The organism is Burkholderia sp. Z1, from assembly GCF_014893795.1.
In the GTDB taxonomy this organism is placed as follows: domain Bacteria; phylum Pseudomonadota; class Gammaproteobacteria; order Burkholderiales; family Burkholderiaceae; genus Burkholderia; species Burkholderia theae.
The window spans coordinates 855851-881475 of sequence record NZ_JACFYL010000003.1 but is presented as its reverse complement, the minus strand read 5'-3'; the positions used below and the strand labels follow the sequence as shown (position 1 = coordinate 881475).

Here is a 25625-nt window from a genome sequence, read left to right as displayed (position 1 = left end):
GACGACGTTCGCCGGTTGCCGATTCAGGAGCGTGCACGATGCGAATCTACGTGACGAACGTGTTCGTCGACGACCAGGACAAGGCGTTGGCGTTCTATACCGACACGCTCGGGTTCCAGCTCAAGTACAACGTGCCGGTCGGCGAATTTCGCTGGCTGACCGTCGTGTCGAAGGATCAGCCCGATGGCACGCAGTTGCTGCTCGAACCGAGCAATCATCGTGCGGTGGGGCCGTACAAGCAGGCGCTGTACGAGGACGGGATACCCGCCGCGTCGTTCCAGGTCGACGACCTCGACGCCGAGTTCGCGCGGCTGAAGGCGCTCGGCGTTCACTTCACGCTGGAACCGACGGACGCGGGGCCCGTGCGTGTCGCCGTGATCGACGATACGTGCGGGAACCTGATTCAGCTGATGCAGATGAAGTAACGCGTCGCACGGACCGTTCAGAGCGCCGCTACCGGCGGCGCGTTGTGCATCCAGCTGCGCTCCTGCATGCGGCTCTGGATGCGCCATCCGCATTCGGTCCGCATCAGCAGATCGCGATACCACAGCCCGACGAAGCACACGCGATCGTCGCCCGTTTCATCGGCCGAGACCATCATCACCTGGCCGGCCGTTCGCGCGGTCGCGGCGTCGCCGTCGACGATCAGCAGCGACGTCGAGATCGTGTGCTGCGTGCCGCGCATCGCCGACGTGACCTGTTTCAGATAGGCCGCGATCTCCGCGCGGTTGCCGACCGGGCCGCCGAACGCCGCGTAATCGAGCATCGCGTTGCTCGCGAAGAGCCGCTCGAATTCGCGCCAGTCCTGGCGGTCGACCGCGTGGCAGTAGCGTGTCAGCAGATCCTGGATCTCGATCCGGTCGATCGTTTCCTGTGGCGTCATGATGTTGCGGGCGAGTGTGGATGACGGGGAAACGATAGCGGGCGCGCCCGGGGGCGGCATCGGCGGAGTGGACTAAGGGCCTGTCCGCAATCGGCGGTGGTCCGTTAGCGGCCGAGGGCTTCGGTGCGATATGCGACGCTTGTGTAGACTCGTGCTCGTCCAACGGAGCAAACACCATGCAACTTCTCGATCACGTGTCCATCGGCGTTCCGGATATCGAGCAGGCACGTCCCTTCTACGATGCCGTCATGGCTGCGCTTGGCGCATGCAAGGTCTATGACCGGCCCACCGCGCTCGGCTACGGCGAACGTTGCAATGCCGACGACACCGCATCGACCTGTCTGGCGGTTTATCTGGATCCCGCCGAAGTCGGGACGAGCAAGCGGCACTGGTGCTTCAAGGCCGTTTCCCGCGAGCAAGTGGATGCATTTTTCGAGGCTGGCCTGTCCACCGGCGGCCAGTCCGACGGCGACCCCGGATTGAGGCCGCACTACCACGGCGACTACTACGCGGCCTTCCTTGTCGACCCTGCGGGAAACCGGATCGAGGCGGTGTGTCATGCCGCACCGCCCGCGCCGCTCACTCGAAATACGTGAGCCCCAGCGCGCCCTTCACCTCCGCGAGCGTCGCTCCCGCCACGTCCCGCGCGTGCATCGTGCCGCGCTTCAGGATCGCCATCACCTCGCCCTTGTCGGCTTCGAACTCGTGTCGCCGCGCACGGATCGGCTCGATCAGCGCCTGCAGTCGCTCGTTCAGCACGCGCTTGACCACGCTGTCGCCGAGCCCGCCGCGCCGATAGTGCGCCTTCAGTTCGTCGACCTTCTGCACGTCGGGCTCGAACGCATCGAGGAACGTGAACACGACGTTGCCCTCGACCTGGCCGGGGTCGCTCACGCGGAGGTGGTTCGGGTCCGTGTACATGTCCTTCACGGCCTGCGTGATCTCGTCCGGCGTCGAGCCGAGCGTGATCGCGTTGCCGAGCGACTTGCTCATCTTTGCCTTGCCGTCGATGCCCGGCAGCCGCGTGACCGATGACAGCACGGCCTCGCATTCGACCAGCACGGGCTGCTCGACGGTCGCGTTGAAGCGGCGCACGAGTTCGTTGGTCTGCTCGATCATCGGCAACTGGTCGTCGCCGACGGGCACATGCGTGGCCTTGAACGCGGTGATGTCGGCCGCCTGGCTCACCGGGTAGGTCAGGAAGCCGGCCGGGATGTCGCGCTCGAACCCGCGCAGGCGGATCTCTTCCTTGATGGTCGGATTGCGTTCGAGGCGCGCGACCGTGACGAGGTTGAGCAGGTATTGCGACAGCTCGGCGAGTTCGGGCACCTGCGACTGCACGACGATGGTCGAGATCGCCGGATCGATGCCGACGGCGAGATAGTCGAGCGCGACCTCGATCACGTTCTCGGTCACGCGCTGGCGGCGGCCCATGTTGTCGGTCAGCGCCTGCGTATCGGCGAGCAGCAGGAATTGCCGCGCGTCGTGCTGCATCTGCACGCGTGCGCGCAGCGAGCCGATGTAGTGGCCGAGATGCAGCGGGCCGGTCGTGCGGTCGCCGGTGAGGATGGTCGGTCGGTTCGGATGGGTCATGGTGGTCGTGGGTTCCGGGTTGTCGAAGCCGCCAGCCATGATGTCAGCGCAGAAACGCGAATGCCGCCATCGCTGGCGGCATCACGTTTGGGACATGCAAAAGGAAACGGGCCGCCTGGGTCAGGCGCGCCACCAGCAATGCAGGTTCGGCAGGGCGGGTTTCGTTTTCATCGCGGCAGTATAGCGTATGGCGCGGCGTCGGGCTGGCCGAGCGTGTCAGCGGATCACCGACTCCATCGCGAGGTATGCGGTTTCGGCGGACGGCCACAGCAGGTACAGCAGGCCGGCCATCAGCAGCAGCGCGCTCGCGCGCACCAGCGGCGTGCGGTCTTTGTCGCGCGGGATGCGGACGGGTTGCTTGAATCTTTTCATGCTTGCAGGCGCGTCATGCGCCACTCCAACGGTTACTGCAACGGGTCGTGTGAAACGACGCCGGGGTGTTGCGGGGTTCAACGGGGGCGACGGCAGGGTTGGCCGGTCGCGGGGCATTAAAAAGGGGACGGTTGAACGTCCCGTGACTGCCATCCATGCCGAGGCGACGGGCATCCTACCAGTTCGGCGGTCCGGGCACAGTCAAGAATTGTCGGGGTGGGCGCGGCCGCGCTGCCCATCTGCTCGAAACGCGCGTCGCTCGGCGCGTCGCCGCGCAACGCCAACGTCGGCAACGACTGACTTCACAGACCCGTCGCACGGTTCGTCCCTGCAGCGGTCCTGCCGAAATTTCCGGCAAGGCCGTCGCGCATCCATTTCCCGGAGAACACCATGCGATATCCATTGCGGTACGCCCACCAAGGCGCCCCGGCGCTGCGTCCATCCGAACCCGATCCGCACGCACCGGCGCCGCGGGCGGACATCGACGAGGGGTGAGCCATGAGCAACGAAGCCCTCGACCCGCTGCTGCGGCAGTTCGCGGAGAAGCGATTGGGACGGCCTCTCGAGCCGGGCGAAGAACAGGCGCTGCTGGAGCGGTTGCCGGGCAGGCACGGGAGCCCGCCGGCACCGGTCGCCGGCACGGCGGCGCAGGCGAGCGCCGCGAACCCGCCATTGCCGCGGTTGAAAACCCGGCAGGAGGCGCGCGAGCAGGTCAAGCATTTTCTGCAGCTCAACCAGCAGAAGGCATACGAGAAGATGCGCGGCATCCTGCAGACGATCGACGCGCAGAACGAGACGACCCTCGGCATGCTGGCGTCGGAACAGCAGAAAGTGTCCGGCGTACTCGACGCGCACGCGCCGCCGGGCGACGCGCAGGCATCCGGCGCGGCCGACATCCAGGACAGCACCCGCGAGGCGCTGGTGTTGATCGGCGAACAGCTGACGGGCCTCATCCGGCAGGAAATCGACGCATGCTTCCGGCAATACGTCGATGCGTTCGCCGAACGGCTCGCCGTACGTCTCGACGCGATAGACGACCGGCTGCAACGCATCGGCGCCGGTCCGGCCGAACCATCTGAACCGACCGCGCCGGATGCTGTCGCCACCGCTGCCGTTCACGATACCTCCGGCCCAGCGTCCATGGAGTAGCACGCGGGTCATGCGGCTGAATGCGAAACCGGCCGGCCCCGATGTGCGACCTCTCAACTACGTGAACCAAGGAGCAACAAATGGCTGATACGTGTCAAGTGTGCCAGGTCAATCCCGCGATTACCGATGCGGTCACACAGGTCAACGTCAAGGTGGTCGCGGAAGCGCCGGCAATGGCGATGGGCTCGCTGTACCAGGCCCAGAGCCATTCGCTCAGCATCCTGTTCGAGAACGCGGTGCAGCAGCAGTCGCAGGCCGCGATCCAGTCGCAGACGTCGACGAACGTGGGGACGATGCAGCTCTATACGATCGGGCCGGAAAGCGCGGGTGCGGCCGCCACGGAAATCGGCTCGAGCGGGATCATCTCCCTGCTGGCCGACGTGATCGCGATCGGGAAGGCGATGCACACCTAAGGCGCCGTCGCAACGCCGCGGTCGAGCGGCGGCGCAAGCGGCACGAGCCGCCCATGCAGCCGCCGTGCCGCGAATCCGCAGCACGGCCGCCGGCACCTGAACAGCGGTGCCGCGTGGTGTTCCGGAGCAACCGACAGGACGGGCAGAGCCGATTCGATGCGGCGCCCGTTTGCAAACCAGGAGAAATACGATGGCAGATGACGCAAACGCAAACGCGAAGGACCCGAAAGACCCCTGCAACTGCAAGACGTGCGCGGTCAATGCCGCGATCACCGACGCGGTCACGCAGACCAACGTCAAGGTGGTGGGTGAAGCGCCCGCGATGGCGACCGGCTCGCTGTACCAGGCCCAGAGCCATTCGCTCAGCGTGCTGTTCGAGAACGCCGTGCAGCAGCAGTCGCAGTCCGCCGTGCAGCTGCCGACCTCGACGAACGTGGGGACGATGCAGCTCTACACGCTCGGGCCGGCGAGCGCCGGTGCCGCCGCGACGGAAATCGGCTCGAACGGCGTGCTTTCCGTGCTGGCTGACGTGCTCGCGCTCGGCAAGGCGCTTGCCTGACGCGTAACCCGGCGTCCACGCCGGGCGGCGGCCTCGATTCCGGTGGCTGCCGCCCGGCGCCCGACGTCGTGTCGACGCCCGCGACGGCGAGCGCCCGCGGCGCATCGACGGCGCCGTGCGGCGTGCGTCGCCGACCGACCCACTCATGCTTTCGCCGCGACTGCGCCGCAGCGGCGACCCAACCAGGAGCAACGACATGCCGGAACAGGTTTCCGCCGCGATGACCGATGCAGTCACGCAAGCCAACGTCAAGGTGGTGGGCGAAGCGCCCGCCGTGGCGTTGGGCACGCTCATGCAGTCGAACAGCCATGCGTCCGCGATCCTGCTTCACAACGCGGTGCAGATGCAGGCGAACCAGGCGGCGTCCAACCTCGCCGCCACGACCGTCGGCATCATGCAGCTCTATGCCGGCTCGCCGGTGGCGGTGGCCAGTGCGGCGCGGTCGGCGAACGACAATTTTGCGTCGCAACTGGCCGCCGTCGCGCAGTTGATGAACGCCATCAGCCACTGGCGCGGCTGACCTGCACCGCGCGCAACCTCCCCGCGCCGCGGCACGACACACGTGCTTGCCGGCGCGTCAATTGGCGTCGACGATGTACCGGAGCTGCTCCAGTTTTTCGATCGTCACACCATGATCGTGAAGCCGGATCAGGCCGTCGCGCTGCATCTTCTGCAGGCTGCTGTTCAGTCGCGGCCGGCTGACGTTGAGCATCGCGGCGAGGATGCTCTGGCTCTCCGGCAGCGCCACCTCGAGATCGTTCCCTTGCATGCGGTTCAGCAGATGGCGCGCGAGCCTTGCTTCGAGCCGGTACAGGCACGCCGACTCGACGAAGTCGCTCAACTGGTGGATGTGCCGGCACAGCTGCTCGTGGATGCGCTCCATGAAATCCGCGTTGGCCAGCAGCGGTGCGAAGTACTGGCGATGCAGCAGCGAAACGCGGCAGTCGGGGCTCAACTGGGCGGTGAAACTGCGCCGGTGTGCGCGAATCAGCGTGTTTTCGCCGATGAGTTCGCCCGGCATCGAGTGGCCGAGAATGATTTCGCGTCCGCCGGGTTCGTGCAGCGTGTTGTAGACGCGGCCACGGTGCACGAACGCGACGAAATCGCCCGGATCGCCCTTGAAGAACAACAGGCGATTGCCGTGTTCGGGCCAGGGTGTGACATGTCGCTCGATGTGAGCCAGCAGGCTTTCCGGGAGATCGGTAAGTATCGGTACATTGCGCAGCGTTTGAACGTTAGCAAGGGCAGGCATGTTTTCCGTGCGAGGTTGTTTGACGATGCGGCCACCTAGCGAAAAACGCTGCCTTTGGCACTGCGTGAAAAATGAATAATGAAGATAGCCGGATAATCGGCAAGCAGTCCGGATCGGGCGGCATTTCGGCGGCGGTCGTTCTTGTTCCTCGCAATACCTTTATTCACGCCCAGCGGCCCGCCTGAAACGACGGACGGGGCTATACCGGGCGATTGGAATTTCTGTTCATAATAATCAAGAAAATTTACGAAACCGATTATCGTAGTAATGGTGTTACGCGGGTAACAGCGTCATTCGAGGCATCGAATCGATTCTGTGTTTTCCATGAAAAAGGAAGGCACGGGATGACAACCTCGAACCAGCACGCTGCCCCGACGCCTGAGTCACCGGCGCAGCAGCTCGATCGCACGTGGCGGGAAATGCAGGGGAAATTGCGGCGCCGCGCGCGCCTGTTGTGCAAGGGCGATATTTACCGTGCCGACGAACTGCTTTCGGATACCGCGCTCAAGGTCCACATTTACCTGCAGCGCTCGCCCGAGCGCGTTCAGAACCTGTCCGGCTTTCTTTTTCTGGCGCTGAACCACGCGTTCCTCGATGGCGCGCGCCGGCGTGTCCGCGAAAGCGGCAGGCTCGAATTCGACCCGGACTGGGACGACGATCACACCGTCGAGCTGGCTGGCCACGCGCCGTCGATGGAGCAGCAACTGCTGCTCCGGCAGTTGCTGCTGCGTCTCGAGCAGGCGCTGTGCACGCTCCCGCCTCAGCAGCAGATGCTGTTCACGCTGAAGTTCGAGGAGGACCGCCCCTATCTGCACATCGCCGCGACGCTCGGGATCAACGAACCGCTTGCCAGAAAGCGCGTCGAGCTTCTGCGCAAGAAATTGCGCGAGGAACTCGCGTGAGCGTGTTCACGAACGCGGGCACGCAGCGTTCCTAACGGCATGCGCGGCGTCGATGGCCTGCCGGCCCGCCGTTCCTTCCATCGCATGCCGGAGCCGAGATCCGAGGAGGCCTCGTGGCAGACAAAGTCAATGAGCAGGTTACCGACGCGCTGACGCAGACCAATGTCAACGTCGTCGCGGGATCCCCGGCCCAGGCGCTGGGCATGCTTTACCAGATGTTCAGCCAGGCCGTCGGCATCTCGGCGCAGAACATGACGCAGCAGCAGGCGGCGCTGAACCAGATTTCGAACGCGGTCGTGTCGAAGGCGGTGGCCATGATCCTGTCCGTCGAAGCGTCGCCGAAGCCCGCCTCGGGCGGCGCGGCGCATGCCCCGACGGCCGGGCCGCAGACGGGTTCCACGCATTAGCACGCGATGACTCTCGGGATACCTGAACCATGAACATGAAAGGCCTTTTGGGCGGACGCGACGACAGCGCGCCGCAGACGCCGGGCGATGCCGCTGACGCAGCCGACACCGCAGCCGAAGCCACGACGCCGGCCGAGGTCGCGCCGCTCCCCGCAGCGTCGAAGCCCGGTGCGCGCACGTGGCCGGTCAACCGGCTGCGCAGGCTCACCGATGCGCTGAAGGCACCGAACCAGGTCGCGGATGCGGCCGGGTCCGGCGGCTCGACACTGAAGACCGTGCAGGCGATCAACGCGGAGGCTGCGTCCTACGCGACGACGCAGATCGCCGTCGGCCCGAACATGATGATCACGCAGGCGGGTGGTCTGGTCGCGCAGGCGGCGGCCAACTACTTCGAGGCGTCGACGTCGCTGGCGATCGCGGGCAAGAGCGTGCTGATGAAGGATCTGGCGCAGAAGACCATCGACGAGGACGAGCTCGGGATGGCGATGGATGCGGTGGGCCTGCTGTTGACGGACCTGTTCGTCGCGACCGCGGCGCTCGTCGCGGGTGCCGCGGAGGCGATCGAAGGGGAGGCCGCGAGCATCGCGCTCGACAGGATCGACGACAGCCTGCAGAAGTATCAGGGGCTGCTGGACAAGAAGGGAGCGTAGCGCGCGCCGCGACAAGGAATCAATCGACACGACCCGCCGGGCTATCGGACCCGACGCGGGATGTGAGCGGCGGGACCGACGCACGTCCGTTGTCTCGAACGCGTCGCGGCCCTGCCAGGCACTAGCAGTCCCATCGAGTCATGCGAGGAACCCATGCCCTACCTCATTCAGAACGTACAAGGTCCCGCGCCGCTGGCGGTTGGCGAGCGCAACTGGGGAGATGCGACGGAAATCGATTTCGGCGCGATGACGAGCTGCATCGCGCTCGTCGAGCAGACGCCGGGCCAGCCGGCGTCGGTGCGCGCAATCCACCTGTCGATCGTCAGCGGCGACGGCACGCCGGTCTACGATCCGGCGTCGGATGTGGCCGGACAGGTCGACACGATCATGCAACAGAACGGCGACTTGCGCGCGTGCCTCGGGCGTATCGACCTCTGGCAGGCCAGCGAGTCGCCGGAGTTGCAGGATTTCTTTGCCGGGCTGATGCAGAGCCTCGACATGACGACCTGGGTGCAGTTGCCGGACGGCAACCTGCGGGTGCGGCTCACCGGCGGCGCGATCCAGTATCAGCAGGGCACCGGCGCGTGGACCGACGTGTAGCTGGCACGACCCGTTGAAGCCGGCGCCCGCCACGCGAGCGGGCGCCGGTGCAATACCGGTTGATGGTTTCGAATCTCCGCTCGATCGCATCGAAAAACTCATTCTTCGAAACTGAAGCGCATGGGTCGAACCGCTCTCGGCCATCGCGCTGTCGAGGTAATCCGAAGCGGCGCGCCGCCTTGCGCCGCTCGCCGTCCACGCCACGGCCAGCTTTTTGCTCGTCAACACCAACAAAAAACATCATTTCGCGCAAGCCTGCGTGTCAGCAGAATGTCTCCATTCCTACTCACGCGACAGCACGAGCGTCGCAGCGAGCCGCACTTCCGAAGGAGACAGCCGTGGCAGTCGAAACAACCTCAATCGATACGCTCGTCGTCGGCGCCGGGCAGGCCGGCGTGGCCATGAGCGAGCACCTGGGCAAGCTGGGCGTGCCCCATCTCGTGCTGGAGCGCAACCGCATCGCCGAACGCTGGCGCACCGGGCGCTGGGATTCGCTGGTCGCGAACGGCCCCGCGTGGCACGACCGCTTCCCGGGGCTCGAATTCGACGGCCTCGATCCCGATGGGTTCGCGTCGAAAGACCAGGTCGCCGACTACTTCGAAGCGTATGCGCGCAAATTCAATGCGCCGATCCGCACCGGCGTCGACGTGAAGAACGTCGTGCGCAACACGGGCAAGCCGGGCTTCGTCGTCGAAACGTCGGACGGCACGATCGAGGCGAACCGCGTGGTCGTCGCGACCGGGCCGTTCCAGCGCCCGGTCATTCCGCCGATCGCGCCGGACGACGCGCGTCTCGTGCAGATCCACTCCGCCGACTATCGCAACCCGGGCCAGCTTCCGGAAGGCGCGGTGCTGGTGGTCGGTGCGGGTTCGTCGGGCGTGCAGATCGCCGACGAGCTGCAGCGCGCGGGCCGGTCGGTATACCTGTCGGTCGGGCCGCACGATCGTCCGCCGCGCGCCTATCGCGGCCGCGACTTCTGCTGGTGGCTCGGCGTGCTCGGCGAATGGGACAAGGAAGTCGCGACGCCCGGCCGCGAACACGTGACGATCGCGGTGAGCGGTGCGCGCGGCGGCCATACGGTCGATTTCCGTGCGCTCGCGAACCAGGGCGTGACGCTCGTCGGGCTGACGAAGTCGTTCGACGACGGCGTGGCCGTGTTCGAACGCGATCTCGCGATCAATCTGGCGCGCGGCGACGAGAACTACCTGTCGCTGCTCGACGCGGCCGATGCCTATGCGGCACGCAACGGCCTTGACCTGCCGGAAGAACCCGAAGCCCGCCGCATCCTGCCGAACCCCGACTGCGTCGCGCATCCGATCCTCGCGCTCGACCTCACCGGCGCCGGCATCACGTCGATCGTTTGGGCGACCGGCTATGCGGTCGACTACGGCTGGCTGAACGTCGATGCGTTCGCGGCGAACGGCAAGCCGCAGCACCAGCGCGGCGTGTCGAAGGAGCCGGGCATCTATTTCCTCGGGCTGCCGTGGCTGTCGCGGCGCGGCTCCAGCTTCATCTGGGGCGTGTGGCACGACGCGAAACACATCGCCGATCACATCGTGACGCAGCGCAAGTACCTCGCTTATCACGACGCGTCGCAGCACCGCGCGGCCGCGCCGTCGGCACCGGCCGACGCACGCCCGCTCGCCGAAGCGGCGAACTGACCCGAACCCGCCGCGCCGCGTCTGCTTCCGGCCCGGCGGGTGTTTCCACCGACGATCGAAGGACCTCGATGAGCCAGCCTACCCATACCCGTATCCGCATGTTCAACACGAAGGATACCTACCCGAACCAGACGCTCGACAACGACCTGTGCCAGGCCGTGCGAGCCGGCAACACCGTCTACGTGCGCGGCCAGGTCGGTACCGATTTCGACGGCAAGCTGATCGGCCTCGGCGATCCGCGCGCGCAGGCCGAGCAGGCGATGAAGAACGTCAAGCAGTTGCTGGAGGAAGCCGGCAGCGACATCACGCACATCGTGAAGACGACGACCTACCTGATCGACCCGCGTTATCGCGAACCGGTGTACCAGGAAGTCGGCAAGTGGCTGAAGGGTGTCTATCCGATCTCGACGGGGCTCGTCGTGTCCGCGCTCGGCCAGCCGCAGTGGCTGATGGAGATCGACGTGATCGCGGTGATCCCGGACCACTGGCAGCCGAACCGCGCATAGGAGGCGACATGACTTTCTCCATCGTCGGGCGCTGCCCGGAGACGGGCCAGCTCGGGATCGCGATCAGCTCGTCGAGCATCGCGGTGGGCGCGCGCTGCCCGTGGGTGCGCGCGGGCGTGGGCGCCGTCGCGACGCAGAACATCACGCTGCCGGCACTCGGCCCGCAGACCCTCGACCTGATCGAACACGAACAGCTCGCGCCCGCGGCGGCGCTCGACCGCGCGCTCAACGCGAACGGCTGGAGCCAGTACCGGCAGGTCACGGTGATCGACGGGCAGGGGCAGACGGCATGCTTCACCGGCAAGGAAGCGCTCGGCACGCATCACGCGGTGCAGGGCGAGCAATGCGTGGCGGCCGGCAACCTGCTGGCCGCGCCGGCCGTGATCGATGCGATGGTGGCGGCGTTCGAACAGGCGCCCGGCCTGCTCGCCGAGCGCCTGCTGGCCGCGATGCATGCGGCCATGGCGGCCGGCGGCGAGGCGGGGCCGGTTCATTCGGCCGCGCTGAAGGTGGCCGGCGACCTGACCTGGCCGGTGGTCGAACTGCGTGTCGACTGGGCCGATGCCGACCCGATCGGGCAGCTCGACGCGCTGTGGCGCGCGTATCGCCCGCAGATGCAGGATTACCAGACGCGCGCGCTGAATCCGACCGCCGCACCGAGCTACGGAGTGCCGGGCGATGAGTGACGCATCGAGCCGTGCGTTGCTCGAACGGCTGATCGGTTTCGCGACGGTCAGCCGCGATTCGAATCTCGAGATGATCGGCTTCATCCGCGACTATCTCGACGGCTTCGGCGTAGCGAGCGAACTGTTCTACAACGCGGAACGCACGAAGGCCAGCCTGTACGCGACGATCGGGCCGCGCGATCGCGGCGGTATCGCGTTGTCGGGCCACACGGACGTGGTGCCGGTCGACGGGCAGGCGTGGACGGTCGAGCCGTTCCGGCTGACCGAACGCGACGGCCGCCTGTATGGTCGCGGCACCGCCGACATGAAGGGCTTCATCGCATCGGTGCTCGCGGCCATACCGAAGTTCGTCGCACGGCCGCTGAGCGTGCCCGTGCATCTTGCGTTCTCGTACGACGAGGAAGTCGGTTGTCTCGGCGTGCGGCCGATGCTCGACGCACTCGCCGCGCGTGAGCATCGACCGCGCCTGTGCCTGATCGGCGAGCCGACCGAACTGAAGCCGGTGCTCGGTCACAAGGGCAAACTCGCGATGCGCTGCCACGTGAAGGGCGCCGCGTGCCACTCGGCGTACGCGCCGTCGGGCGTCAACGCGATCGACTATGCGGCGAAGCTGATCGGCCGGCTCGGCGAGATCGGCACGGCGCTCGCACGGCCCGAACGGCACGACACGCGCTTCGATCCGCCGTTCTCGACCGTGCAGACGGGCCTGATCAAGGGCGGCCGTGCGCTGAACATCGTGCCGGCCGAATGCGAGTTCGATTTCGAGGTGCGCGCACTGCCGGACTTCGATGCGCACGACGTGCCGAGGAAGCTGCAGGACTATGCGGAATCCGAACTGTTGCCGAGGATGCGCGCGGTGCAGCCCGATACCGACATTCGGCTGCAGCCGCTGGGCGCGTATCCCGGGCTCGCCACCGCGCCGGACAGCGAGGCCGCGCGCCTGCTCGCGATGCTGAGCGGTTCCGACGCGTTCGACACCGTTGCGTTCGGTACCGAGGGCGGGCTGTTCGGGCAGGCCGGCATTCCGACCGTGGTGTGCGGGCCGGGCAGCATGGACCAGGGGCACAAGCCGGACGAGTTCGTCACGCTCGAACAGCTGCACGGATGCGACGCGATGCTGGACCGTCTGGCCGCGCATCTCGCGTCGGCCGCCTGAACCCGCAGCCGACACGCACGCGCCCGTCATGCGGCGCGTGCGTTTTCTTCTTCGTTATCGCGCGGTTTCCGCGATGATCTGCGCGAGACGCTCGCGGCAGAAATCGACGAACGACTGCGCCTGCTTGGTCAGTTGGCCGCGCTTCAGGCGTGCACTCACGAGCCCCGACGGGCTCACCGTTTCGCTGAGGCCGATCGTCACGACGCGCTGACCGTCGTACGTATATTCCGAATGCGGGCGCGTGACGAGCAGCGAGAAGCCGAACCCCTGGCCGACCATCCCGCGCACCATCTCGATCGACGGCGAGCCGAACACGATGTTCGGCGTCAGCCCGAGTTCGTGAAACAGGCTGACGAAATACGTGCGGCTCGGCTGCACGTCGAGCAGGATCATCGGCTCGACGCAGAGGTCGCGCAGCGACACGTGCGTCTGGCCCGCGAACCGGTGGTTCTCCGGCAGCAGCACGTACGGTTGCTGCGGCGGCATCAGCGGCTCGGTTTCGATCGTGCCGTCGAGATCGTGGTCGTACATCAGCGCGAGATCGAAGGTGCCGGACGTCAGGCCCTGCACGAGCTCCTGCTGGTCGCCGTCGCGCAACCGGATGTTCACGCCCGGATAGCGCTCGCGAAAGCCCGCGATCAGTTGCGGCAGATAGAGCGGCGCGACCGTCTCGAAGCAGCCGATGTCGATCTGCCCGGTGATCACGTCGTTGTCGGCGAGCGCGTTCTGTTCGAATTCGTGCGCGATGCGCAGCAGCTCCTGTGCTTTCCGGTAGAACCGCGTGCCGCTCGGCGTCAACGATACGCCCTGTGCGTGATGGCGAATGAACAGCTTCACGCCGAAGCTTTCCTCCAGCCCCTTGATCGCGCTGGAGATCGACGGCTGCGCGATGAAGAGCTGGCGCGACGCCTCGGCGACGCTGCCGGATTCCACCGTCGTCACGAAGTATTTCAGTTGCCGCAAAGTGTAGTGAGCCACAGGCACCTCTGATGCACGGCCCCCCGGCGTGTCGCGGCGGGGCGCATTCTGTCCATTGTTTCGCGTAGCACCTTACCTGAAGAAGCCCGAAGCCGGAATTTCCGCTACAGAGCTTTTTCGTATGTCTCGGAAATATTTTTAGTATTTTCCGGTCCCGGCGCGCGTGGCGCACCATCGTTTCCAACCTGGATCACGACGAGGCCGCACACGTGCCGGCGGGACATGTCATCCGTCCCCGCATCCCGCGTATTGCCCGCTTCGTTCGACACCGCCGCGCTCGCATGCGGTGCGTCGTCGCTCGCGTATCCGGACCCGATTGCAGGCGCGCGCATCGTCGCGCGCAGGTTGAAACGGCAAGCGCGCATCGCCGCGCAGGACAGGAGACATCACCATGACGAACGTGGACCGCAACGCGTCCCCGATGATAGAGAAGCACACGATCGGCTACGTGCCGCCCGCGGATCGCCACGGCAAGGTGCGCGACCTGTTCACGCTCTGGTTCGGCGGCAACATCGCGCCGCTGCCGATCGTGACCGGCGCGCTCGGCGTGCAGATGTTCCACCTGAACCTGATGTGGGGCATCGTCGCGATCGTCGTCGGCCAGGCGGTCGGCGGCGTGCTGATGGCGCTGCATTCCGCGCAGGGGCCGCAGATGGGCATTCCGCAGATGATCCAGAGCCGCGCGCAGTTCGGTTCGTGGGGCGCGCTGCTCGTGACGGTGATCGCGGCCGTGATGTATGTCGGCTTCTTCGCGTCGAACATCGTGCTGGCCGGCAAGTCGGTGCACGGCATCGCGCCGTCGGTGCCAGTGTCGGTGGGCATCGTGATCGGCGCGGTGGGATCGGGCTTGATCGGCATCGTCGGCTACCGGTTCATCCACATCCTGAACCGCATCGGCACGTGGGTGCTCGGCATCGGCATCGTCGTCGGCTTCTGGATGATCCTCACGCACGTGACGACCGACGATTTCCTGACGCGCGGCGGCTTCGACTTCGCGGGCTGGCTCGCGACGGTGTCGCTGTCGGCGTTGTGGCAGATCGCGTTCGCGCCGTACGTGTCGGACTATTCGCGTTATCTGCCGGAGGATGTCGGCGTCGCGTCGACGTTCTGGGCAACCTATCTCGGCTGCACGATCGGCTCGACGCTCGCGTTCATCTTCGGCGCGGTGGCGGTGCTCGCGGTGCCGGCGGGCATGGACACGATGGATGCGGTCAAGCAGGCGACGGGCCCGCTCGGCCCGCTGATGCTCGTGCTGTTCCTGCTGAGCGTGATCAGCCACAACGCACTGAACCTGTACGGCGCGGTGCTCGCGGTGATCACGTCGGTGCAGACGTTCGCGTACAAGTGGATTCCGACCGCGAAGGCGCGCGCGGTGGTGTCGGTCGTGATCTTCGTCGCATGCTGCTACGCGGCGATCGGCGCGTCGACGAACTTCGTCGGCAACCTCGTCGATCTCGTGCTCGCGCTGCTCGTCGTGCTGGTGCCGTGGACGGCGATCAACCTGATCGACTTCTACGTGATCCACAAGGGGAAATACGACATCAAGTCGATCTTCATGGTGGACGGCGGGATCTACGGTCGCTTCAATCCGCAGGCACTGCTCGCGTATGCAATCGGCATCCTCGTGCAGATTCCGTTCATGAACACGCCGATGTATGCGGGTCCGATTCCCGCGCATCTCGGCGGCGCGGACCTGTCGTGGGTGGTGGGGCTGGTGCTGACGTCACCGCTGTACTACTGGCTCGCGACGCGCGACAGCGCGTATCGGCGCCGGCAGACCGGCGCGCAGCTGCCGCCGACGGCGGCACGCTGAAGCGGGCTTTTCGAGGCGACTGAAGTGTGTGGCCGCCGCATCGGTTGCGATGCGGCGGCCCGTGCATCACACGAATCACGCGAGCGCCGAGCGCGCCACCCGAACCGGCACCGACTTGTACGACGGCGTGCCGCTTTCCTTGTCGATGTAGTCGAGCGGCACCAGCACGTTCGCTTCCGGGTAGTACGCACCGACCGACCCCGGCGCGATGTCGTACTCGATCGCGGTGATCTTCTCGAGACGCAGCGTCCGGCCCGACGCGGTGATCGTCTCGATGTCGACGAGGTCGCCGTGTTCGAGGCCGTACTTCGCGAGATCCGCCGGGTTCATGAACAGCACGTCGCGCCGCCCGAACACGCCGCGATAACGATCATCGAGCCCGTAGATCGTCGTGTTGTACTGGTCGTGACTGCGCAGCGTGATCAGCCGCAGCACCTGCTCGCCGCCGAGCACTTCCGCATCTTCCGCGACGCCCTTGTAGATCGAGAACATCGCCTTGCCGGTCGGCGTGGGCCACACGCGCTCGGTGGGCGGCAACGGCAGGCGGAAGCCGCCCGGCGTGCGAATGCGCGCGTTGAACGCCTCGAAGCCGGACACCGTGCGGTCGATCAGGTCGCGGATGCGGTCGTAGTCGGCGATCAGGTCGAGCCATGCGACCTTGCTCGCCGGCAGCGTCGCATGCGCGATCCCCGCGACGATCGCGGGCTCCGAGCGCAACTGGTCGGACGCCGGCTTGAGCTTGCCGGCCGACGCGTGGACCATCGACATCGAATCCTCGACGGTGATCGACTGCCGGCCGCTCTCTTGCATGTCGAGCTCGGTGCGGCCGAGCACGGGCAGGATGAAGGTTTCCTTCCCGACCAGCAGGTGCGAACGGTTCAGCTTCGTGCCGAGATGCACGCTCAGGTCGAGCTTCGCCATCGCCGGGAACGACAGCTCGGGATCGGGCAGCGCGACCGCGAAGTTGCCGCCGAGGCACAGCAGCGCCTTCGCGCTGCCGTCGATCATCGCCTGCATTGCCTGCACGGCGTCGTGCCCGTGATGAGCGGGCGGCGTGAACCCGCACACGTCCTCGATCTTCTTCAGGAATTCGGCCGACGGTTTCTCGGTGATGCCGACCGTGCGGTTGCCCTGCACGTTCGAATGGCCGCGCAGCGGGCAGACGCCGGCGCCGGGCTTGCCGATGTTGCCGCGCATCAGCAGCAGGTCGGCGATCAGGCGCACGGTTGCGGTGCCCTTGTTGTGCTGCGTGACGCCCATCCCGTACGTGATGATGGTCGCGTTCGACTTCGCGTAGGCGAGCGCGACCTGTTCGAGCTGTGCCTGGCTGAGGCCGCTCGCGCGTTCGATGTCGCCCCACGACGTGGCCTGCAGGTCGGCCGAGAACGCGTCGAAGCCGTCGGTGTGCTGCGCGATGAAGTCGCGGTCGAGCACGTCGCCGCGCTCGGCTTCGAGCTGCAGCAGCGCCTTCATGATGCCCTTCAGCGCGGCCGCGTCGCCGCCGGCGTCGACCTGGTAGTACGTCGATGCGATCCGCGTCGAGCCGAACGACGCCATCTCGATCATGTCCTGCGGATCCGCGAAGCGTTCGAGCGCACGCTCGCGCAGCGGATTGAACACGATGATCGGCACGTTGCGCCGCGAGCACTCGTGCAGCGTGCCCATCATCCGCGGGTGGTTCGTGCCGGGGTTGTGGCCGATCGAGATGATCAGCTCGCACCGGTCGAAATCCTCCAGCGACACGGTGCCCTTGCCGATGCCGATCGACTGCGGCAGGCCGACGCTGGTCGGCTCGTGGCACATGTTCGAGCAGTCGGGGAAGTTGTTGGTGCCGAGCTCGCGCGCGAACAGCTGGTACAGGTACGCGGCTTCGTTCGACGCGCGGCCCGACGTATAGAACTCGACCTGTTCGGGCGGCAACGCGCGCAACACTTCGCCGATGCGCGCGAACGCGTCGTCCCATTCGATCGCGCGGAACGTGTCGGTCGCGCGATCGTAGACGAGCGGATGCGTGAGCCGGCCCATGTTCTCCAGTTCGTAGTCCGACATGCGCAGCAGCGACGACACGGTGTTCGCCGCAAAGAACTCGGGCGTCACGCGCTTGGTCGTCGCTTCCCACGTGACGGCCTTCGCTCCGTTTTCGCAGAACTGGAACGTCGACTTGTGTTCCTTGTCGGGCCATGCGCAGCCGGGGCAGTCGAAGCCGTCGGGCTGATTGGTCCGCATCAGCACGATCGGCGCCTCGATGGTTTCCATCTGCGTGCGCACGGCATCGGCTGTCGCGCGAAGCGCGCCCCAACCGCCGGCGGGCCCATCGTACTTCCTGATGCCTGGCACTTCGCGTCGATTTGTCATGTGAATCTCCATGAGCCGGGCCCGGTGCGGGCGGCTCGGGTTGCGCCATGTCGCGGCGTGGTGCGGCTCCGTCCGTCGGACGGAGCCGGTCATGCGTGCCCCGGGCTGCAGGGCAGGCGGGGTTTCAGTGCGCGTCTTTCTTCGCGCCGGACGACTTCTTGCCGGACGATTTGGCGGTGGGCGGCGGCGTGTCGGCCGGCGCTTCGCCTGCCTTCGCTTCGTCTGATGCCTTGCCGTTCGGCTTCGTCTTGCCGTCGGTGTCTTTCTTCGCGTCCTTCGTATCCTTCGCTTCAGGCGCGGCGAGCTTGTCGAACGTCACTTCGTCGCTGTCCTTGTCGTAGTCGACCGCGACGCGATCGCCGGACTTCAGCCGGTCGGCGAGGATCTCCTTCGCGAGCTGGGTCTCGATGGTCTGGCGGATCTGGCGCTTCAGTTCGCGCGCGCCGAACTCCGGCTGGTAGCCGGCTTCGGTCAGGTGATCGACGAGCGCATCGCCCATCACGAGCGTGATGTCCTGCGCCGCGGCCGTGCGCACCACGCGGTCGAGCTGGATCTGCACGATCGCGCGGATGTTGTCCTTCGACAGCGCGTGGAAGACGATCACCTCGTCGATCCGGTTCAGGAACTCGGGCCGGAAATGGCCCTTCAGCACCTGCATCAGTTCCTCGCGGATCGCCTTGTCGGTCTTGCGCGCGGCTTCCGGCTGCGTCAGGTTGTCCATGATGATCGCGGCGCCGAGGTTGCTCGTCGCGATGATGATCGTGTTGCTGAAGTCGACCACGCGCCCCTTGCCGTCGGTCAGGCGGCCATCGTCGAACACCTGCAGCAGCACGTTGTAGACTTCCGGGTGCGCCTTCTCGATCTCGTCGAGCAGGATCACGCTGTACGGGCGGCGCCGCACGCGCTCGGTGAGCTGGCCGCCTTCGTCATAGCCGACGTAGCCGGGCGGCGCGCCGATCAGCCGCGCGACCGCGTGTCGTTCCATGTACTCGGACATGTCGATGCGGATGATCGCTTGCTCGTCGCCGAACACGGTCTCGGCCAGTGCCTTCGCGAGCTCGGTCTTGCCGACGCCCGTCGGCCCGAGGAACAGGAACGTCGCGATCGGCCGGTGCGTCTGGCCGAGCCCCGCGCGCGACAGCCGCACGGCGTCGCTGACGGCGACCACCGCGTCGCTCTGGCCGACCACGCGCTCGCGCAGTTGCTCTTCCATCTTCAGCAGTTTCTGACGCTCTTCCTGCGTGAGTTCGGACACAGGGATGCCGGTCAGCCGCGACACGACTTCGGCCACCGATTCGACAGTCACCTCGAGCGTTTCGGAGCCGGTTTTGCGCTGCCACGCTTCCATCATCTCGTCGACCGTCTTCTGCTTCGCGTTGATCTGCTCCTCGAACTGCTTCGCTTCGTCGAAGCGCTTGCGCGACGTCGCGTAGTCCTGCTCGCGCTTCAGCTGCGCGATCTGCGCTTCGCCTTCCTGGATGGCGACCGGACGCGACGTCGCGCCGATCCGCACGCGCGCGGCGGCCTGGTCGATCAGGTCGATCGCCTTGTCGGGCAGGAAGCGCGATGTGATGTAGCGGTCGGCGAACTCGGCGGCCGCGACGAACGCGTCGTCCGCGAACGTCACCTGGTGGTGCGCCTCGAGGCTGTCGCGCAGCCCGCGCAGGATCACGATCGTCTGCTCGACGCTCGGCTCCGGCACGAACACCGGCTGGAAGCGCCGTTCGAGCGCTGCGTCCTTCTCGATGTACTTCTGGTATTCGTTGAGCGTCGTCGCGCCGATCAGGCTCAGCTCGCCGCGCGCGAGCGCGGGCTTCAGCACGTTCGCGATGTCGAGGCCGCCTTCGCCGCCGCCCTGGCCCGCGCCGACGATCGTGTGCAGCTCGTCGATGAACAGGATCAGCTCGTCCTGCTTCGCGGTCACTTCGTCGATCAGCTGCTTCGCGCGCTCCTCGAATTCGCCGCGATACTTGGCGCCGGCCACCATCGAGTTGATGTTGACTTCGACGAGCCGCTTGCCGCGCAGCACCTCGGGCACGTCGCCGTTGACGATCCGCTGCGCGAGCCCTTCGACGATCGCCGTCTTGCCGACGCCGGGCTCGCCGATCAGCACCGGGTTGTTCTTCTTGCGGCGTGCGAGCACCTCGATCGTGCTTTCGATTTCCTGCGCGCGGCCGAGCACCGGGTCGAGCTTGCCCTGGCGCGCGATCGCGGTGAGGTCGCGGCCGAACTTGTCGAGGTTCGGCGTGCCGGTCGGCGCATCGACGCGGCCGTCCTCGGCACCCTTGCCGACCACCTTCACGACCTTCTGGCGCAGCGCCTCGGGCGTCACGCCGTATTTCTTCAGCAGCGTGCCGGCGATGCTGTCCGGCACCGACGCGAGCCCGATCAGCAGGTGCTCGGGGCCGATGTACGAGTGGCCGAGATCGCGCGACGCCTGGAACGCGTATTGCACGGCCTTCTTCACGCGCGGCGAGATCGACAGCTTGTCGAGCGGCGCGTCGGCGGCGGCCGTGCCGGTGTGCGCATGTTCGTCGATATACGACTGGATGTCCTGCGGCGACAGCTTCAGTTCTTTCAGCAGCGCGGCGCACACGTCGGTGTCCGCGAGCGCGTAGAGCAGGTGTTCGGAGTCGAGTTCGCTGCGGCGCAGCTCGTGTGCCTTCTCGGCCGCGCGCTGCAGCAGTTCGAGCGTCTGTTCGCTGAACGCGTCGGTCGGGTCGACCGATTCGCGCGGCACCTCGGCGGCGAGCGGCGATTCGTCGCCGAGCTCGCCGAACAGCGACGACGGGCCGCCACCGCCGAGCAGCGAATCGAACGGGTTCAGCATGCTCTGATGCCGCATCAGCTGACGGAAGTGGTAATCGCAAATCGAGATCGTCTTGCGCTCGCCTTCCTGCATCACGGTTGCGCGCGCGACGGCCGGCCGGGCGTGGCAGATATCGCAAAGTGCGGGCATGGTGGTCTGGCTCCTGTCGGTGAAGGTGGATCGAAGGGTGAAGTCCCGATGCGGTGCGGCGCTCGTGCGTCCCGACCGCGAATACGCGACGCGCGGCGCGGCGGCGCGCGTGCCGCACCCACGCTGTCGCGCAGTGCGCGCCGGCGTGGCGCACGGTCGCAGTCGGGGCAAAAAGCGCGAGTGCTGCGAGGAGCCCACGGCATCGCTTCGACTGCGTTCAAAATAACGAATCGGCGAGCACCATCCAAGACACAGTTCCGCGCCGGGCCGGCTGCGAATTGCACCCTCACATGCGTGCGGGAACGGGTGGCAAGGAGTACAGACAGGCGCGCACGCGGTGGCGCGGGCGTGTGCGGCATGCGCCGCGTGCGGGGACTGGAGGCGGGGAGGGACGAAGCGCGAACGAATCGTGGTGCGACATCGGCGCGCAGCGCGCCGGTTGCCGGTAAACGGGCGGTGATGCGAGTGGACGCGCGCGGCGGAGCTGCCGCAGCGTGAGCGCGCGCGAACCGGTCATGTTCGACCACGCGCGCACCGCAGATGCGTGCGTTACGGCCGAAGGAAGGGGCAGGTTGCACGGTGCGGGCCGGACATGGCGCCGCCGTGGTGGACTGCGATCAGTCGGAGAGTTTCATCGCGAGCCGCTGCCGGCCGATCTGCTTCACGTCCGTTGCGAGTGCCGGATCCGGCAGACCATTGGCCCAGACGGAGAACGAATCCTCGATCAGGTTGCGCGTGTCGGGCGGCAACTCGGCCAGCATCAGCGACACGACGGTAAATAGCACGGCGGTGTCGCCGGCCTGGCTGCCCGCGTTCGCGTCGACCGTCTTCTTCAGGCTGTCGACCGACGCTTGCAGCGCCTGCAGTGCCTCATTCGACTCGCTCATCACATCCTCCATGCAAGATGGGCTCGATCGGCGACGAATGTGCGGCCCGCGGCGCGGCCGGTCGCGCGCGATGCCCGGCAGGCATCGCGTGCGGGCAACCGTTGTCAGGCCGCCGGATTACCCTGCGGCGCCACGGCCACCGATGCTTCGCTCGTCAGCATCAGGAACGTGAACGTTTCGCGCAGGTACAGGCGGACGGCCTTGTCGTTATGGCTCGTGTAGCCGATCGATACGTCTTCCCCGAGGTGCAGCTCGTAGTCGCCGCCGCGCGTGGACAGCACGCAGCCGCCGCTGATCGCCGGCGCCCAGATGATCTCGCCGCTGACGATCCGCTTGATATGGCCGAGGACCGGATAGCCCTGGTCGCGCGCTTCGCTGAGCGCCGTGTACGCGTCCGAGCCGAGCACCACCGAATACGGGCCGTCGACGCCGGCGAGCCGCAGCGCTTCCAGTGCGTCGCTGATCGCGTCCGGATACGCGCCGACGTCGGCCGGCAGCGTGAGCTTGCGGTTCGACGTGCCTTCGCGGATGCCGACGATGCCGGCAGCCTGATAGCCATCGAAAATCGCGTTGTCTTCGGCGAACGCGAGCCGCTGCGCGGCGTCTTTCGCCGGTTGCCAGTCGGCGTCGCGCGCGCCGCGCTCGACGCTGTCGATCGCATCGCGGCTCAACTCGAACGGCACCGTCAGCTCGACGATCCTGCGGACTTCGCGCAGCCGTGCGCTCACCTGCTCGCGCGGCGCGGCAACTTCCACCAGGTGCCCGGTGCCGACCGCCGACAGCTCGGGGCCCTCGGGGCCGTCGACGTCGACGACGCGGCGGCCGGCCACCGATCGCTTGAAGGTGCGCGCCACTTCCTCCTCGATTTGTTCCCAGGCGGAGGCGGAGATCGGGGCGAGTTCGCGGTGCAGATTATTCATAGGCTTGGGTTCCTTTCAGCGAGCCGATTTTCAGCGAGCCGTCGCGCTGCGGCGCGGACGACGAGGATGGCGGTTGCGCGGTGTCGGCGGCCGGTGCCGCACGGTCGGCGAGTGCTTCGAGCAGGTCGGCCGACGGCACGAAGAACAGCGAGCCGGTGACCGCGCGGCTGTAGTCGAGCAGGCGGTCGTAGTTGCCGGGCGGGCGGCCGACGAACATGTTCTCGAGCATCTGCTCGATCGGTGCCGGCGTGCGCGCATAGCCGATGAAATAGGTGCCGAATTCTCCGGCGCCCGGGCGCCCGAACGGCATGTTGTCGCGCAGGATCTTCACTTCCTGGCCGTTCTCGTCGAGCGTGGTCAGCGAGCTGTGCGAACACGACGGCTTCACGTCCGGCGCGAGCTCGATGTCGGACAGCTTGGTGCGGCCGATGATGCGCTCCTGCGTCTCGACCGCGAGCGCGTTCCAGCCGGCCATGTCGTGCAGGTACTTCTGCACGATCACGTAGCTGCCGCCCGAGAATGCCGCGTCTTCGTTGCCGATCACCGTGAAGTCGACCGCCTCGCGGCCTTCCGGATTTTCGGTGCCGTCGACGAAGCCGATCATCGCGCGCTGGTCGAAATTGCGGAAGCCGTGCACCTCGTCGACGACCGTGACGGCTGCGCCGAGCGCGCCGAGCAGTTGCGTCGCGAGTTCGAAGCACAGGTCCATCGCGTCGGCGCGGATGTGCAGCAGGATGTCGCCCGGCGTCGCGACCGCGACGCGCTGCCCGGCGCCGAATTCGCGGAACGGATGCAATGACGCGGGGCGCGGGTTGCCGAACAGCGTATCCCACGCGTCGGCGCCGAAGCCGCACACGCAGGTCAGGTTGCCGCCCGGCACGCGCTTGCCGACCGAGCGCACCAGCGCGGCGATATCGCCGCACCATGAACGGATCGTGTCGGCGTGATCGGCGCCGGAATTGATCGTCGCCACGAGGAAGATCGCGCTGCGCGTGATCGGGCTGTGGACGGCCTGGGAGAGTGGGGGAGGTGTCTGCATCGCGGCCTGCCGGTCAGTCATGTCGAGGCGGGCGAGCCGCGGCTGCCGCGGCGCGCGAAGGCGAACGGTTGGACTGTGTCATGCGACTGTTCTCTTTGTGACATGCGGATGAAGGACGTTGCGCGGGCATCGCGCAACGGGCCGCAGCGGCGGCGGCCGGCCGCCCGGTGCATGGCCTGCGTGCACCGCGTAACGTCGTCGAGCATGCAATCTAGCAGCTTCGGCGGGTCTTTGGAACACGTATCGGCAATCTGTCATTCGAATGGATCAAACAGGGCCGGATTTTGTGCAGCACCCGTGCAGCTGTACTCCTGGCGTGTACCGCGCTGTGCTCTTGAGCACGCGTGCCGCGTGCAGTAGATTAGGTCCCGCTGCGCCCGCCGACGAGGAGCGTCACCATGAATCTGCTGGAAGCGATGCGTGTTTATGTCGCGGTGGTCGAGCATGGCGGCGTGTCCGGCGCGGCGTCCGAACTGAAGCTCGGCGAGGCGCAGGTGAGTGACCGGATCGACTGCCTCGAACGGTATCTCGGCTGTCGCCTGCTGTTGCGCCGCGCGCAGGACGTCGCCTGCACGGACGCGGGCGTTGCGTTCCACGTGTGCTGCCGTCACACGCTGTCCGCGGTCGCGCAGGCGACCGGAGTGTCCGGCACGCCGGCGCCGGATACGCATGACACCGCGCTCGACACGGCTGTTCCGCCGCCCGGTGCCGCACGCGCCTCATCACAGCGACTGTCACCTTGAATACGTCTACCGTTTCCTGTTCGCCCGCCGAGCGTATCCGCCGCCGCTTCGGCCATTTCCTTCACGCGGCCGAACTGGCCGGGCTGATCGTGATCGGGCTCGCGACCGCGTTCGCGATGGTGCAGGAGGCATGGAAGGTCGTGCTCGCGGGCGAGGTGTCGCTGACCGACCTGCTCTTGATGTTTCTCTATCTCGAAGTACTCGCGATGGACGTGCGCTATCTGCGGCTCGGCCGGCTGCCGGTGCGGTTTCCTCTGTTCATTGCGATGACGTCGCTCGCGCGCGACCTGATCCTGCGCGGCGCGACCGACAGCCCCGAGCGGATGCTGATGACGACCTTCGGCATCGTGCTGCTCGCGGTGGGTGTGCTGATCCTGAGCTTCGGCCAGCATCGTTTTCCGGCGGACGTCGACGATGTCGAGGACGATGCGCATGTGCGTAGATGACAAGTGGGCGGCATGCCGTGTATCCACGCAATGACGCAACAGGAGGGCGCTAGATGAGTACGCATGCCGTCGAAACGAAGCAGGCGATCGAATTGCAGCAAGCGGCCGCGCAGGCGTATGTCGTTGCGGCCCGCGCACGTGTTGCTGCGACCGGCATCTGAATCGAACACCGGGTTGCGGGCGTGCCGTGCGTCGTGCGGCGGTCGTGCAGCCTATCCACGTGAGAGAGGGTTCGAATGACCAAGCAACTGATCGTCGCCGTGTTCGGCAGCGTCGACACGGCCCGCCAGGCCGCGAACGATTTCGAGGCGTTGTCGGAGAAGAATGAAGGATTCCACATCGAAAACGGCGTCGTCGTGGAAAAGGACGCAGCCGGCAAGCTCGCGGTGCTCGACGCCGAATCGCGGCCGTTCAAGGGCGGCGTGATCGGCGCGATCGCGGGCGGACTGCTCGGCCTGCTCGTCGGGCCGCTTGGCGTGATCACCGGGATGGCGGCCGGCGCGGGCGCCGGCATTCTCGCGGAAGCCGCTGGCAACGCGCTGCTCGACGGCACGTTCGTCGAGACAGTGGCCGCACGGCTTTTGCCCGGCAGCGTCGCGATCATTCTCGAGGCGAAGGAAGCCACGCCGTTCTCCGTCGACAACATCGTGACGGGATTCGGCGGCAAGGTGTTCCGCCAGGCGCTCGGCTGAGCGC

At 66.7% G+C, this 25625-nt stretch carries 28 protein-coding genes; 18 read left to right on the top strand and 10 right to left on the bottom strand.

What is annotated here, in order from left to right:
* The first annotated feature begins 38 nt into the window (after positions 1-38).
* Complete coding sequence (locus H3H55_RS36015) at positions 39-425, top strand: VOC family protein (protein ID WP_129517945.1); 387 nt, start codon at positions 39-41, stop codon at positions 423-425.
* Positions 426-442: 17 nt separating this feature from the next.
* Here the strand turns inward: H3H55_RS36015 and H3H55_RS36010 are convergent, their stop codons facing one another.
* The gene (locus tag H3H55_RS36010) at positions 443-883 is read right to left on the bottom strand and encodes a nuclear transport factor 2 family protein (RefSeq protein ID WP_193102891.1); all 441 of its coding nucleotides are present in this window, start codon (positions 881-883) and stop codon (positions 443-445) included.
* 176 nt (positions 884-1059) lie between these two features.
* On the opposite strand from H3H55_RS36010, the gene H3H55_RS36005 reads away from it, so the two are divergent.
* Positions 1060-1479 (top strand): VOC family protein, encoded by a 420-nt coding sequence (locus H3H55_RS36005; protein WP_193102890.1) that lies wholly within the window; start codon positions 1060-1062, stop codon positions 1477-1479.
* On the opposite strand, the gene trpS is transcribed toward H3H55_RS36005, so the two are convergent.
* Both trpS and H3H55_RS35995 read right to left on the bottom strand, forming a co-directional pair.
* Positions 1463-2476, bottom strand: coding sequence for a tryptophan--tRNA ligase (gene trpS, locus H3H55_RS36000; protein WP_129517948.1), 1014 nt, complete (start codon positions 2474-2476; stop codon positions 1463-1465). The genes H3H55_RS36005 and trpS overlap by 17 nt on opposite strands.
* Before the next feature lie 216 nt (positions 2477-2692).
* On the bottom strand, positions 2693-2848 hold the full coding sequence (locus tag H3H55_RS35995) for a hypothetical protein (RefSeq protein WP_164992155.1): 156 nt from the start codon (positions 2846-2848) through the stop codon (positions 2693-2695).
* A 498-nt stretch (positions 2849-3346) separates the two neighbouring features.
* Here H3H55_RS35995 and H3H55_RS35990 point away from each other — a divergent pair, with 498 nt between their 5' ends.
* The 4 genes from H3H55_RS35990 to H3H55_RS35975 all read left to right on the top strand — a co-directional run bounded on the left by H3H55_RS35990 (position 3347) and on the right by H3H55_RS35975 (position 5489).
* Positions 3347-3997 carry a hypothetical protein gene (locus tag H3H55_RS35990; RefSeq protein ID WP_193102889.1) on the top strand — a complete coding sequence of 217 codons (651 nt, stop codon included), beginning with the start codon at positions 3347-3349 and terminating at the stop codon, positions 3995-3997.
* A gap of 80 nt (positions 3998-4077) precedes the next feature.
* Entirely contained in the window at positions 4078-4410 is a 333-nt protein-coding gene (locus H3H55_RS35985; RefSeq protein ID WP_129517950.1) for a RebB family R body protein, read from the top strand.
* Between the two features lie 190 nt (positions 4411-4600).
* Positions 4601-4969: a RebB family R body protein gene (locus H3H55_RS35980; protein WP_193102888.1), complete on the top strand. Its 369-nt coding sequence runs from the start codon at positions 4601-4603 to the stop codon at positions 4967-4969.
* Between the two features lie 196 nt (positions 4970-5165).
* Positions 5166-5489 (top strand): RebB family R body protein, encoded by a 324-nt coding sequence (locus tag H3H55_RS35975; protein WP_193102887.1) that lies wholly within the window; start codon positions 5166-5168, stop codon positions 5487-5489.
* 57 nt (positions 5490-5546) lie between these two features.
* Here the strand turns inward: H3H55_RS35975 and H3H55_RS35970 are convergent, their stop codons facing one another.
* Positions 5547-6221 carry a Crp/Fnr family transcriptional regulator gene (locus H3H55_RS35970; protein ID WP_129517953.1) on the bottom strand — a complete coding sequence of 225 codons (675 nt, stop codon included), beginning with the start codon at positions 6219-6221 and terminating at the stop codon, positions 5547-5549.
* Positions 6222-6433: 212 nt separating this feature from the next.
* Between H3H55_RS35970 and H3H55_RS35965 the strand changes: the two genes are divergently transcribed.
* The 8 genes from H3H55_RS35965 (at position 6434) to argE (ending at position 12789) form a co-directional block, all read left to right on the top strand.
* Positions 6434-7123 (top strand): RNA polymerase sigma factor, encoded by a 690-nt coding sequence (locus tag H3H55_RS35965; RefSeq protein ID WP_226800704.1) that lies wholly within the window; start codon positions 6434-6436, stop codon positions 7121-7123.
* 113 nt (positions 7124-7236) lie between these two features.
* On the top strand, positions 7237-7530 hold the full coding sequence (locus tag H3H55_RS35960; protein WP_048250024.1) for a RebB family R body protein: 294 nt from the start codon (positions 7237-7239) through the stop codon (positions 7528-7530).
* Positions 7531-7565: 35 nt separating this feature from the next.
* A complete protein-coding gene (locus tag H3H55_RS35955; RefSeq protein WP_226800703.1) occupies positions 7566-8180 on the top strand; it encodes a hypothetical protein in 615 nt (204 codons plus the stop codon).
* Between the two features lie 153 nt (positions 8181-8333).
* A complete protein-coding gene (locus H3H55_RS35950) occupies positions 8334-8780 on the top strand; it encodes a hypothetical protein (RefSeq protein ID WP_193102886.1) in 447 nt (148 codons plus the stop codon).
* A gap of 338 nt (positions 8781-9118) precedes the next feature.
* A complete protein-coding gene (locus H3H55_RS35945; protein WP_193102885.1) occupies positions 9119-10441 on the top strand; it encodes a flavin-containing monooxygenase in 1323 nt (440 codons plus the stop codon).
* Positions 10442-10509: 68 nt separating this feature from the next.
* Positions 10510-10947, top strand: coding sequence for a RidA family protein (locus H3H55_RS35940; protein ID WP_048250028.1), 438 nt, complete (start codon positions 10510-10512; stop codon positions 10945-10947).
* An 8-nt stretch (positions 10948-10955) separates the two neighbouring features.
* The gene (locus H3H55_RS35935; protein ID WP_193102884.1) at positions 10956-11633 is read left to right on the top strand and encodes a DUF1028 domain-containing protein; all 678 of its coding nucleotides are present in this window, start codon (positions 10956-10958) and stop codon (positions 11631-11633) included.
* Positions 11626-12789 carry an acetylornithine deacetylase gene (argE, locus tag H3H55_RS35930; protein ID WP_193102883.1) on the top strand — a complete coding sequence of 388 codons (1164 nt, stop codon included), beginning with the start codon at positions 11626-11628 and terminating at the stop codon, positions 12787-12789. The genes H3H55_RS35935 and argE overlap by 8 nt, the downstream gene beginning before the upstream one ends.
* Before the next feature lie 54 nt (positions 12790-12843).
* Here the strand turns inward: argE and H3H55_RS35925 are convergent, their stop codons facing one another.
* Entirely contained in the window at positions 12844-13767 is a 924-nt protein-coding gene (locus tag H3H55_RS35925) for a LysR substrate-binding domain-containing protein (RefSeq protein ID WP_129517961.1), read from the bottom strand.
* A 391-nt stretch (positions 13768-14158) separates the two neighbouring features.
* On the opposite strand from H3H55_RS35925, the gene H3H55_RS35920 reads away from it, so the two are divergent.
* A complete protein-coding gene (locus tag H3H55_RS35920; RefSeq protein ID WP_048250032.1) occupies positions 14159-15580 on the top strand; it encodes a purine-cytosine permease family protein in 1422 nt (473 codons plus the stop codon).
* Positions 15581-15655: 75 nt separating this feature from the next.
* Here H3H55_RS35920 and H3H55_RS35915 read toward each other — a convergent pair whose 3' ends face one another.
* The 5 genes from H3H55_RS35915 to H3H55_RS35895 all read right to left on the bottom strand — a co-directional run bounded on the left by H3H55_RS35915 (position 15656) and on the right by H3H55_RS35895 (position 23761).
* Entirely contained in the window at positions 15656-17935 is a 2280-nt protein-coding gene (locus H3H55_RS35915; protein ID WP_193102882.1) for an FdhF/YdeP family oxidoreductase, read from the bottom strand.
* Positions 17936-18059: 124 nt separating this feature from the next.
* A complete protein-coding gene (locus tag H3H55_RS35910) occupies positions 18060-20894 on the bottom strand; it encodes an ATP-dependent Clp protease ATP-binding subunit (RefSeq protein WP_193102881.1) in 2835 nt (944 codons plus the stop codon).
* Positions 20895-21511: 617 nt separating this feature from the next.
* Positions 21512-21781 carry a hypothetical protein gene (locus H3H55_RS35905; protein ID WP_193102880.1) on the bottom strand — a complete coding sequence of 90 codons (270 nt, stop codon included), beginning with the start codon at positions 21779-21781 and terminating at the stop codon, positions 21512-21514.
* 104 nt (positions 21782-21885) lie between these two features.
* Positions 21886-22701: a family 1 encapsulin nanocompartment shell protein gene (locus H3H55_RS35900; protein WP_129517965.1), complete on the bottom strand. Its 816-nt coding sequence runs from the start codon at positions 22699-22701 to the stop codon at positions 21886-21888.
* Entirely contained in the window at positions 22694-23761 is a 1068-nt protein-coding gene (locus tag H3H55_RS35895; protein WP_193102879.1) for a Dyp-type peroxidase, read from the bottom strand. The genes H3H55_RS35900 and H3H55_RS35895 overlap by 8 nt, the downstream gene beginning before the upstream one ends.
* Before the next feature lie 377 nt (positions 23762-24138).
* Here H3H55_RS35895 and H3H55_RS35890 point away from each other — a divergent pair, with 377 nt between their 5' ends.
* From H3H55_RS35890 to H3H55_RS35880, 3 genes are all read left to right on the top strand, one after another.
* A complete protein-coding gene (locus tag H3H55_RS35890) occupies positions 24139-24483 on the top strand; it encodes a helix-turn-helix domain-containing protein (protein ID WP_193102878.1) in 345 nt (114 codons plus the stop codon).
* Positions 24480-24929 (top strand): phosphate-starvation-inducible protein PsiE, encoded by a 450-nt coding sequence (locus tag H3H55_RS35885; RefSeq protein WP_193102877.1) that lies wholly within the window; start codon positions 24480-24482, stop codon positions 24927-24929. The genes H3H55_RS35890 and H3H55_RS35885 overlap by 4 nt, the downstream gene beginning before the upstream one ends.
* Positions 24930-25165: 236 nt before the next feature.
* Positions 25166-25621: a DUF1269 domain-containing protein gene (locus tag H3H55_RS35880; protein ID WP_193102876.1), complete on the top strand. Its 456-nt coding sequence runs from the start codon at positions 25166-25168 to the stop codon at positions 25619-25621.
* Positions 25622-25625: the final 4 nt, after the last annotated feature.